Origin of the sequence: Nocardia stercoris (genome assembly GCF_003696265.1) — a bacterium.
Classification (GTDB): Bacteria; Actinomycetota; Actinomycetes; order Mycobacteriales; family Mycobacteriaceae; genus Nocardia; species Nocardia stercoris.
This window is the reverse complement of record NZ_RFFH01000001.1, coordinates 1,194,138-1,203,744: the sequence shown is the minus strand read 5'-3', so window position 1 is coordinate 1,203,744 and position 9,607 is coordinate 1,194,138. Positions and strand designations below refer to the sequence as shown.

At 69.3% G+C, this 9,607-nt stretch carries 12 protein-coding genes and 1 pseudogene; 6 read left to right on the top strand and 7 right to left on the bottom strand.

All coding sequences use genetic code 11. The features are described 5' to 3' along the window. The 4 genes from EBN03_RS05500 to rimP form a co-directional block, all read right to left on the bottom strand. On the bottom strand, positions 1-408 hold a 408-nt coding region (locus EBN03_RS05500; protein ID WP_199742596.1), incomplete at its 3' end, for a translation initiation factor IF-2 N-terminal domain-containing protein. A 117-nt stretch (positions 409-525) separates the two neighbouring features. Beyond that, positions 526-846, bottom strand: coding sequence for a YlxR family protein (locus tag EBN03_RS05495; RefSeq protein ID WP_233608143.1), 321 nt, complete (start codon positions 844-846; stop codon positions 526-528). A 107-nt stretch (positions 847-953) separates the two neighbouring features. Beyond that, positions 954-2,003 (bottom strand): transcription termination factor NusA, encoded by a 1,050-nt coding sequence (nusA, locus tag EBN03_RS05490; RefSeq protein WP_122186650.1) that lies wholly within the window; start codon positions 2,001-2,003, stop codon positions 954-956. Beyond that, a complete protein-coding gene (gene rimP, locus EBN03_RS05485; protein WP_122186649.1) occupies positions 2,000-2,674 on the bottom strand; it encodes a ribosome maturation factor RimP in 675 nt (224 codons plus the stop codon). Before rimP ends, nusA begins: the two co-directional genes overlap by 4 nt. Before the next feature lie 225 nt (positions 2,675-2,899). Here rimP and EBN03_RS05480 point away from each other — a divergent pair, with 225 nt between their 5' ends. The 4 genes and pseudogenes from EBN03_RS05480 (at position 2,900) to EBN03_RS05470 (ending at position 5,508) form a co-directional block, all read left to right on the top strand. Then, positions 2,900-3,439 (top strand): hypothetical protein, encoded by a 540-nt coding sequence (locus tag EBN03_RS05480; protein ID WP_233608142.1) that lies wholly within the window; start codon positions 2,900-2,902, stop codon positions 3,437-3,439. Next, the gene (locus tag EBN03_RS05475) at positions 3,436-3,873 is read left to right on the top strand and encodes a DUF4439 domain-containing protein (protein ID WP_122186648.1); all 438 of its coding nucleotides are present in this window, start codon (positions 3,436-3,438) and stop codon (positions 3,871-3,873) included. Before EBN03_RS05480 ends, EBN03_RS05475 begins: the two co-directional genes overlap by 4 nt. 225 nt (positions 3,874-4,098) lie before the next feature. After that, positions 4,099-4,278: pseudogene (locus tag EBN03_RS35765) on the top strand (three-helix bundle dimerization domain-containing protein); the annotation flags it as partial. A 156-nt stretch (positions 4,279-4,434) separates the two neighbouring features. Beyond that, on the top strand, positions 4,435-5,508 hold the full coding sequence (locus tag EBN03_RS05470; protein ID WP_233608141.1) for a hypothetical protein: 1,074 nt from the start codon (positions 4,435-4,437) through the stop codon (positions 5,506-5,508). Positions 5,509-5,605: 97 nt separating this feature from the next. On the opposite strand, the gene EBN03_RS05465 is transcribed toward EBN03_RS05470, so the two are convergent. Beyond that, positions 5,606-5,935 (bottom strand): hypothetical protein, encoded by a 330-nt coding sequence (locus tag EBN03_RS05465; protein ID WP_122186647.1) that lies wholly within the window; start codon positions 5,933-5,935, stop codon positions 5,606-5,608. Positions 5,936-5,959: 24 nt separating this feature from the next. After that, on the bottom strand, positions 5,960-6,289 hold the full coding sequence (locus EBN03_RS05460; RefSeq protein ID WP_122186646.1) for a hypothetical protein: 330 nt from the start codon (positions 6,287-6,289) through the stop codon (positions 5,960-5,962). 64 nt (positions 6,290-6,353) lie between these two features. On the opposite strand from EBN03_RS05460, the gene EBN03_RS05455 reads away from it, so the two are divergent. Further along, on the top strand, positions 6,354-6,905 hold the full coding sequence (locus EBN03_RS05455; protein ID WP_158675543.1) for a TetR/AcrR family transcriptional regulator: 552 nt from the start codon (positions 6,354-6,356) through the stop codon (positions 6,903-6,905). Positions 6,906-6,978: 73 nt separating this feature from the next. Here EBN03_RS05455 and EBN03_RS05450 read toward each other — a convergent pair whose 3' ends face one another. Next, on the bottom strand, positions 6,979-8,736 hold the full coding sequence (locus EBN03_RS05450) for a proline--tRNA ligase (protein ID WP_122186644.1): 1,758 nt from the start codon (positions 8,734-8,736) through the stop codon (positions 6,979-6,981). A 59-nt stretch (positions 8,737-8,795) separates the two neighbouring features. Between EBN03_RS05450 and yaaA the strand changes: the two genes are divergently transcribed. Continuing rightward, positions 8,796-9,539 carry a peroxide stress protein YaaA gene (yaaA, locus tag EBN03_RS05445; protein ID WP_122186643.1) on the top strand — a complete coding sequence of 248 codons (744 nt, stop codon included), beginning with the start codon at positions 8,796-8,798 and terminating at the stop codon, positions 9,537-9,539. The last annotated feature ends 68 nt before the right edge of the window (positions 9,540-9,607 follow it).

Genomic DNA, 9,607 nt, shown 5'->3' with positions numbered 1-9,607 from the left:
CGCCGGACGCGGAGCGGGCGCGGCCGGAGCCGGACGCGGCCCCGGACGGGCACCCGGCGCGGGCCGGGACACGGTCTCCGCCGGACGCGCGGGCGCCTCCTCGGCGGGACGGGCGGGCACCTCGGCCGGAGCCGACGGGGTGGCCGCACGCGGGCCGGGAGTCGGACGCGGACCGGGGGTGGCACCCGTTGCGGGCTTGGGACGGGCGGCCGGTGTAGGCCGGCCTTCCGGCTTGGAGTCGCCGCCGTTCTTGTTCAGCGACTCACGCAGCCGACGCGCGACGGGTGCTTCCACCGTCGACGACGCCGACTTGACGAACTCGCCCTGCTCTTTCAGCCGTGCGAGTAGTTCTTTGCTCGTAACACCGAGTTCTTTCGCCAACTCGTGCACGCGGGCCTTGCCTGCCACTGCTCTCCTCACTGATGAGGTCGAGCGCGGCAGTCCTGTTGTCCCCCAAGGGGACGGACGCCCGCACGACCTCGATTATCTCCGATAGCGGATCATCGCTGGTACTTCACGGTTTGCTCATGAGTGCTCGTGCCTGTTCTCGACGTAGTGCTCCAGGGCTGAGATATCCAGTTGTCCGGACACTCTTAGCGCTCTGCCGAACGCTCGGCGCCGCTCTGCGTTGCTCAGACAAGCCGAAACGGGGTGCAACCAGGCACCCCTTCCGGGAAGTCTGCGCCGCGGGTCGGGAACGATCACAGAGACGCCCATATCGGACGACTGCGCCACGACTCGCAACAGATCGGCGGCCAGCTCGCGCTTCCGGCACCCGATACATGTCCGGACCGGCCGGGCACCCTCGGCAGAGGGGACCTGAACTGGTTCGGGATGGGTGGACACCGGAGGCTCGTGCGTAGCCTGCGTCCACTGTACCGCTGCCATGTCCCGATCTCCGCATCCAGGTGTCCCGGAAGTTACCAACCTGTCATTCCGTCCTTGCGCGTCCGTCACTCCGGACGCGGTCCACCGGCCCGCGGACCGCCGGGCGCGCGGACCGTGCCGGCCACGTCCGGGCTCGCGTCGCTGCGGATATCGATGCGCCAGCCGGTCAGCCGGGCCGCGAGACGGGCGTTCTGGCCCTCCTTGCCGATGGCCAGCGAGAGCTGGAAATCGGGGACCACGACCCGCGCCGCGCGCGCCTCCGGGTCGACGACTGTGACCGAAACCACCTTCGACGGGCTCAGGGCATTGCCGACGAACGTGGCCGGGTCGTCGGCGTAGTCGATGATGTCGATCTTCTCGCCGGCCAGCTCGCTCATCACGTTGCGCACCCGCTGACCCATCGGGCCGATGCACGCGCCCTTGGCGTTGACGCCGGGGACGTTGGACCGGACCGCGATCTTGGACCGGTGGCCGGCCTCGCGCGCCACCGCCACGATCTCCACCGAGTTGTCGGCGATCTCGGGCACCTCGAGCGCGAACAGCCGCCGCACCAGGTTCGGGTGGGTGCGCGACAGCGTGATCTGCGGGCCGCGCGGGCCACGCGACACCCCGACCACGTAGCACTTGACGCGGTCACCGTGCTCGTAGGTCTCACCGGGCACCTGCTCGGCGGGCGGGATCAGGCCCTCGGTGCCGGCCGCTTCGCTGCCGATCCGCACCACGACCGTGCCGCGGGCGTTCATGCGGGCGTCGCGCTGCACCACACCGCCGACGATGTCGCCCTCATGGGTCGCGTACTCGCCGAACGACTTCTCGTTCTCGGCGTCGCGTAGCCGCTGCAGCACCACCTGGCGGGCGGTGGTGGCGGCGATCCGGCCGAAACCCTCTGGGGTGTCGTCCCATTCGGAGATCAGGTTGCCGTCGGAGTCGAGTTCGCGGGCCATCACCCGGACCGTGCCGGTCTTGGGGTTGATGTCGATGCGGGCGTTGGGCTGGTGGCCCTCGGTGTGGCGGTACGCGGTCAACAGCGCCGATTCGATCGCGGAGATCACCGTCTCCATCGAGATCCCCTTGTCGGCAACGATTGCCCGCAGGGCTTCGATTTCGATGTTCATTCCACGGTCCCTTCGGTCGGCGCTACTACGGATGAGTCGGCGTCGTTCGGATAGTCGGCAGCGTCGTGCAGGTCTTCGGTGGTGTCTTCGGCGGCGTCGGCGTTCTCGGTTCCGGATCGGTCGCCGGGCGCGGGACGGCCGGGCAGGACGCCGCCGGCCAGTTCCAGTTCGGCGGCGCCGGGCGGATTGAATTCCACCTGAACCACGGCCTTGTCGATATCGGCGAGCGGGACGACGACCCGGTGCGGGCGCTGCCGCCCGCCCAGGACCAGGGCGACCTCGGTGTCGGTGCTCGCACCGATCCGGGCCTCGAACCGCTGGGCACCCTCGGGGGTCGGCGCACCGGCCCGCATGCTGATCTTCGCCTTGCGGCCCTGCGCCCGGCGCCAGTGTCGCGGCGCGGCGAGCGGGCGGTCCACGCCCGGGGTGGTGACTTCGAGGAGATACGGCTGGTCACCGAACAGTTCGGCCTCGTCGAGCGCGTGCGAGATGTCGGTGGTCAGGTCCGAGACCAGGTCGAGGTCGAGTCCGGCGTCGCTGTCGACGGTCACGGTCAACCGGTTGTGCACACCGCCGGCTGCCGCCAGGGTCACGCCCTCGAGATCGAGTCCCCGGCGTTCGACATAGCCGGCGATCAGCTGGCTCAGCCTTTCCTCGGTCGGCATCGGCATGTGGGCGACTCCTGGTTCAGTTGTGACGAAGGGACAACTCCGCGTAGTTCCGCCGCAGGTCTAGCGTAACGCGCTGCAAGAGTGTAAAGGACCGTCGGCCCGATCCCGCCGCCCCGGTCCGCCCGGACGCATCACCGCAGGCCACGGACCGGATTCGGCCGTCACCTCTGCGTGTCGGCAACCTCGGTCCGCCCGCGGATCACGATCACTGGCACGATGGGTGCCGTGTCGGCCACCTCCCCGTCTGTCTCCCCGCCACTCTCCGCTGTCCGTTCGGACCGTCGCGCGCTGCTACGGGCGGCCGGCACCGTCGTGGTCGCCGCCGGTGGTACCGCGGCCGTGGCCGCGCTGAGCGCCTGTGCGCCACCGCCTCCCCCGCCCGTCGACGTCCTGCTCGGCCCCGAACAGGACGCCCGCACCGACGCGGTGTGGGCGCAGAGCGCGATCGCCACCGCGCCGGACCACAGCGCCGCGCTGACCCTGATCGCCACCCAGCGCACCGCCCACGCGGACGCCTTGCGCGCCGAAATCGACCGTGCGCGAGGCACTTACGGTGACGGCACGTTGCCGAAGTCGAGCACGCCCCCGGTCGATCCGCCGGCCGCGCCGGCCCCGCCGCCCACCCCCGCCGCGGTGCGCGCCCAGCTCACCAAGTCGCAGCAGTCCGCCGCCGATCTGGCCCAGGGGCAGAACGGTTTCCGTGCCGGCCTGCTCGCCTCGATCAGCGCCGCGTGCGCCGCCCACGCAGGAGTTCTGCTCGCATGACCACCACCGCCGATCAGCAGGCACTGTCCGACGCGCTGGCCGCCGAGTACGCGGCCGTGTACGCCTACGGCCTGGTCGCCGCGTACTGCGCGCCCGAGCGGGCCAAGATCGTGGCCGAGTTCACCGCCGCCCATCGCACCCGGCGCGACGCGACGATCGACGCGTTGAAGGCGGCCGGGGCGACGGTGCCGGCCGCGGCCGCCGCCTACACCACGCCGAACCGGGTCGACGACCCGATTCCGGCGGCGCAACTGGCCGCCACCGTGGAGTCCGACACGGCTACCGCGTGGCGGGCGGTCGTCGAGCGGGCCGACTCCCCCGAGGTGCGGCGCACGGCGATCGACGCGCTGACCGACTGCGCCGTGCGACAGGCCACCTGGCAGGGCATCCTGGGCGCGGCTCCGACGACCGCGCCGTTCCCCGGCAAGTCCTGAATCAGGCTGCCGCGGACCCACCGGCCGATCGGTGCAAGAATTCCGGTGACGCATTCCGCCCCGAAGAAATCGACATCCGCATACCAGACGGTCCGATTTCCTTTGCGGCACTATTCCCAGCACGGATCACAATGATCGCGACCGCCCCGGTAAAGTCGGCAGTTACGTTGCCCCGGCTACTAATTCGGGCGCGCGATCCGGTTCGATCCGATTCGAGGAGTTACGGTGGCGGTCGACACTGCCCGCGAAGAAAAAGCGCTGCGTTCCATGACGGAACGCCTGGTCGGAGACTACAGCGAGGTACACACAGCGGAGCAGGTCGAGTCGGTCGTGGGCGAAGTCCGGCGGCGGTTCGACGGCCATACCGTCCGTGAATTCGTACCCATTCTGGTGGAGCGGATCGCGCGCCGTGAATTGGATCCGGCGCCCGAGGGATCGGAAGTCGGCGGCGAGAATTCCGAGTCACCACGAATTTCCCGGGACGGTAATCCGAATTCGAATTCAGTACACCTTCCGGACATCTTCCGTACTACCCTGTCGACGCTGCCGCGGAATCGGAAGGTGCTCGCGGGGATCGCCGTCGGCGTGGTCGCGGTGGTCGCCGTCGCGGTGACCGCCACCGGCCGGCATGCCACCACCGCACCCGCCGCCGCGGCGCTGACCGAGGTGCACGGCGTGATCGGGTCGGAGAAGTCCGACTTCTTCGCCGACCCGCAGGTGGTCGACGAACTGGCGAAGCACGGTCTGAAGGTCGACGCGGATCCGGCCGGCTCCCGGCAGATGGCCACCTCGACGGACCTGAGCAAGTACGACTTCGCGTTCCCGTCCAGCGCGGACGCCGCCGAGCGGATCCAGTTGGCGCGCAAGGTCGGAGCGGCCAAGTACACGCCGTTCTCCTCGCCGATGGCGATCGCCACGTTCGCGCCCATCGTCGACCTGCTCACCGCGGCGGGTGTCGTGACGCCCGGTCCCACACCGCAATTCGACGTACAGAAGTTCCTGCAGCTGGCCGAGCAGGGCAAGCAGTGGAATCAGTTGCCCGGCAACACCTCCTACGCGGTGCCCAAGAACATCCTGGTGTCCACCACCGACCCGCGCACCTCGAACTCGGCGGCAATGTTCCTGGCGGTCACCGCCTACGTCGCCAACGACAACAGCACGGTCCGCGGCGGCACCGCGGAAGACTATGCGGTGTCGCGGATCTCGCGGCTGTTCACCCGGCAGGGCTTCACCGAGCCCAGCTCGGACGCGCCGTTCAAGGACTACCTGGCCAACGGTATGGGCCCGGCGCCCATGGTCTGGATCTACGAGGCCCAGTACGTCGACGCGGCCGCGCACGGGGCGCTGAAGCCCGGCATGGTGCTGATGTATCCCAAGCCCACCACCATGTCCCAGCACACCGTCGTCCCGCTGGACGACAAGGGCGACACCCTGGGCAAGCTGCTGACCACCGATCCGGTGCTGCAGCAGCTGGCGGCCGAGCACGGCTTCCGCCCCACGGATCAGAGCCTGTTCACCAAAGTTGCCGCCGCCCACCAGGTTCCGGTCGACGCGGACGTCCTGAACTCGATCAACCCGCCCGACTACGACACCTTCGAACACCTTCTCGACGGCGTCGCCAAGGCCTACAGCTGACCCACCCGGTCCACGGCACCGACGTCTCCGGTGCCGACATGAGAGAGCCGGTCGTACCGTAAACCCGCGGTGCGACCGGCTCTCTCGTCGTCCCGGGTCAGATGGTCCAGTCGATCGGATAGTTCACGATCGGGTGGAACGTCAGGCCGCCCAGCGCCTCGAACTCCCCGCGAGCCACGACGACCATCTCGTGCAGCCGATCCATCTGCGCCGCATGCTCTTCGGAGTCCCAGATACTGACGTTCGCGATCGAGCCCTCGGGCGAGACCGCCGTGTACCAGTGGATGAGCCCCGGGAGCGCCCGGATGGCCGGAACGAGATAGTCGGCTTGCTTGCTCGCCAGGGTGTCGACCTCGGCGAACCGGCTCGGGTCGAAGCTACCGCGGGCGAAGTGCACGACCGCGGTCACCGGCAACGATCGGGACATGGAAGTTCCTTCCGGCGCTCGGGGTCAGATGGTCCAGTCGATCGGGTAGTTGATGATCGGCCGGATGAATTTCCCGCCGATGGCTTCCATCTCCCCGCGGGCGACGACGGCCATGAGCTTCAGCTCGTCCATCTGTTCGGCGTGCTCCTCGGTGTCCCACACGCTGATCTGCACCATCGACCCCTCCGGCGAGACACCGGTGAACCAGTGCAGCAGTCCGGGAAGTTCCTCGATGGCGGGGACCAGGTATTCGGCCTGCTTGCGCACCAGGGCGTCGAATTCGGCGTACCGGCTCGGCTCGAAGGTGGCGCGTCCGACGCGGACGACCGCGGTGGCCGGCAACGACTCGGTCATGGTGGATCCTTCCTCGGTCAAAAACATTACGATATACACTCGGAACGTAATGGACTTCCCACCGATGAAAGCAGGGCGACCGCGCAATCCGGCGCTCGACGAAGCACTCCTGTCCACCGCCGCGCGTCACCTCGGCGAATTCGGTTATGCCCGAATGTCGTTGGAGGCCGTCGCGGCCGCCGCGGGCACCACCACGCCCAGCCTGCGCCGGCGCTACCGGAACAAGGCCGAGCTGGTGGCCGCGGTGATCGGCTCACTGCGGGTCGAGGAGCCGCCCGCGGGCGCGCCGACCCCGCGGGCGCACGCACTGGCGATCCTGACGAACTTCCACCACAATCTGCGGTCCATCCCGGCCATGGCGATCCTCGGCTCACTGCTCGCCGAGCAGGAGCGGCACCCGGAACTGTTGCAGCTGTTCAAGACTCGCTTGGTCGAGCCGCGCCGGGCGATGCTGCGCGCGGCGCTGGCGGCGGGCGGTTTTCCCGAGTCCACCGACTTCGACGCGCTCACCGGCATGCTCATCGGGTCGTTCTACGGCGCGTATGTCACGGTCGCCGGTGTCCCCGACGACTGGCCGGAGCGGGTGCTGCATGTCGTCTGGCCCGCGAGCACTTGACGGCGAACGTCGACACACGAAAAGGCCGGTCACACAGAGCATTCGCTCCGCGTGACCGGCCTGGAGTTTCGAATCAGCCCCGAACCCGCGCCACCACGGCCTCCACCGCGGTGTCCGCCGGGATCTCCTCCGCCGTACCGGCGAACCGGTCGCGGATCTCGACCTTGCCGTCGGCGTACCCACGGCCCACGACCACGATCAGCGGCATGCCCAGCAGTTCGGCGTCCTTGAACTTCACCCCCGGCGAGGCGGTGCGGTCGTCGAGCAGGACCTCGAGACCGGCCGCATCCAGTTGCGCGGCAAGGGCTTCGGCGCCGGAGCGGGCACCCTCGTCCTTGTTGGCGATCACCACGTGCACGTCGAACGGCGCGACCTCGCGCGGCCAGCGCAGGCCTTTCTCGTCGTGCTTCTGCTCGGCCAGCACCGCGACCATGCGGGACACACCGACACCGTAGGAACCCATGGTCAGGCGCACCGGCTTGCCGTTCTCGCCGAGCACGTCCACGTCGAAAGCGTCGGTGTACTTGCGGCCCAGCTGGAAGATGTGCCCGATCTCGATGCCGCGCGCGGACTCCAGTACGCCGGCACCGTCGGGCGACGGGTCACCGTCGCGGACCTCGGCGGCCTCGATGGTGCCGTCGGGGGTGAAGTCGCGGCCCGCGACCAGGCCCACGATGTGCTTGCCCGCTTCGTCGGCGCCGGTGATCCAGGTCGACCCGGTGCTCACGCGCGGGTCGACCAGGTAGCGAACCCCGTTCTCCAGCAATGCCTTCGGGCCGATGTAGCCCTTCACCAGGAAGGGGTTCTCCTTGAAGTCGGCCTCGGTGAGCAGTTCCACCTCGGCGGGCTCGAGCGAGGCGCCCAGGCGCTTCTCGTCGATCTCACGGTCGCCGGGCACGCCGATGCCGAGCAGTTCGGTCTTGCCGTCCGGGTGGCGCAGCTTCACGATCACGTTCTTCAACGTGTCGGCCGCGGTGACCGGGCGGCCGAACTGCTCGGCCAGGCCGGCGCCGTTGGCCCAGTCGACCAGGGTGGCGATGGTCGCGGTGTCCGGGGTGTCGTGCACGACGGCCGCGGGCAAGCCCTCGATCGGACGGGCGGCGGGCGCCGGGGTGACCACGGCTTCGACGTTCGCGGCGTAGCCGGACTCGCGGCAGATCACGTAGGTGTCCTCGCCGACCGGGCTGTCGGCCAGGAACTCCTCCGACGCGCTACCGCCCATGGCACCGGAGGTGGCGGCCACGATCACGTAGCTGACGCCGAGCCGGTCGAAGATGCGCTGGTAGGCCTGCCGGTGCGCGGCGTAGCTGTTCTTCAGGCCCTCGTCGTCGAGGTCGAAGGAGTAGGAGTCCTTCATGATGAACTCGCGGCCGCGCAGGATGCCCGCGCGGGGACGGCCTTCGTCGCGGTACTTGGTCTGGATCTGGTACAGCGTGACCGGCAGATCCTTGTACGAGTTGTACTCACCCTTGACGGTGAGCGCGAACAGCTCCTCGTGGGTGGGGCCGAGCAGGTAGTCCTGTCCCTTGCGGTCCTTGAGCCGGAACAGGCCGTCGCCGTATTCGGTCCAGCGCTTGGTGGTCTCGTACGGTTCGCGCGGCAGCAGCGCGGGCAGCGAGATCTCCTGTGCCCCGATGGCGTTCATCTCTTCGCGGACCACGTCCTCGACCTTGCGCAGCACCCGCAGTCCCAGCGGCAGCCACGAGTAGACGCCCGGGGCGACGCGGCGGACATAGCCGGCGCGGACGAGAAGCTTGTGGCTGGGCACCTCGGCGTCGGCGGGGTCGTCACGCAGGGTACGCAGGAACAGGTGCGAGAGGCGGGTGATCACGGGTGCACAGCGTAGTCCCTGGCAGGACGGTCCTCGCAAGGCGATTACCGTATCCGTTCGTGCTCGTATTGCTGCCGCCCTCCGAAACCAAGTCCGACGGTGGTTCCCCAGCTCCGCTGGACCTGGACGCACTGTCGTTTCCCCAGCTCACCGCGGTGCGGGCGGAGCTGGTGGATCGGCTCGTGGCGCTGGCCGCAGACCCGGCCGCGTCGGTGGCCGCGCTGTCGCTCGGCAAGGGGGGTGACGCCGAGATCGCGCGTAACGCGGCGCTGCGGTCCGCCCCCACCCGCCCGGCGCTGCAGCGCTATACCGGGGTGCTCTACGACGCCCTGGACGCCGGCTCGTTCACCAAGGTGCAGCGGGAGAAGGCCTACGCCCGGCTCGCGATCGGCTCGGCGCTGTTCGGCGCGGTCCGCGCCGCCGACCCGATTCCGGCCTACCGGCTCTCCGGTGGCTCGAAGCTGCCGGGGCTGTCCACCTTGGCCGCGCTGTGGAAGCCGGCCCTGGCGCCCGCACTCGCGGCGGGCAGCGACGGCGAGTTGGTGGTCGACCTGCGGTCGGGGGTGTATCAGCAGTTGGGCCCGGTACCGGGCGCGGTGACCGCCACAGTGCTCACCGAGAAGCCCGACGGCACCCGAACCGTGGTGAGCCACTTCAACAAACACCACAAGGGACTGCTCGCCCGCGCGCTGGTGCTGACCCGCGCCGAGCCCACCGACGTGAAGGGGCTGGCCCGAATCGCCACCAAGGCCGGGTTGCGCACCGAGATCGCTTCTGCGACAGAACTTCTCGTCCTCACCTGAGTCGTAGTGGGCCCGGCCGAGCCGGTTCGGGCCCGAACTCGAGAAAACCTTGTGGACACCGGCACGGC

What these genes read in the sequence shown, in the direction of transcription:
- nusA (WP_122186650.1), bottom strand. Translation starts at nt 2,003, where the DNA reads ATGAACATCGAAATCGAAGCCCTGCGGGCAATCGTTGCCGACAAGGGG.
- rimP (WP_122186649.1), bottom strand. Translation starts at nt 2,674, where the DNA reads ATGCCGATGCCGACCGAGGAAAGGCTGAGCCAGCTGATCGCCGGCTAT.
- EBN03_RS05475 (WP_122186648.1), top strand. Translation starts at nt 3,436, where the DNA reads ATGACCACCACCGCCGATCAGCAGGCACTGTCCGACGCGCTGGCCGCC.
- EBN03_RS05465 (WP_122186647.1), bottom strand. Translation starts at nt 5,935, where the DNA reads ATGTCCCGATCGTTGCCGGTGACCGCGGTCGTGCACTTCGCCCGCGGT.
- EBN03_RS05460 (WP_122186646.1), bottom strand. Translation starts at nt 6,289, where the DNA reads ATGACCGAGTCGTTGCCGGCCACCGCGGTCGTCCGCGTCGGACGCGCC.
- EBN03_RS05455 (WP_158675543.1), top strand. Translation starts at nt 6,354, where the DNA reads ATGAAAGCAGGGCGACCGCGCAATCCGGCGCTCGACGAAGCACTCCTG.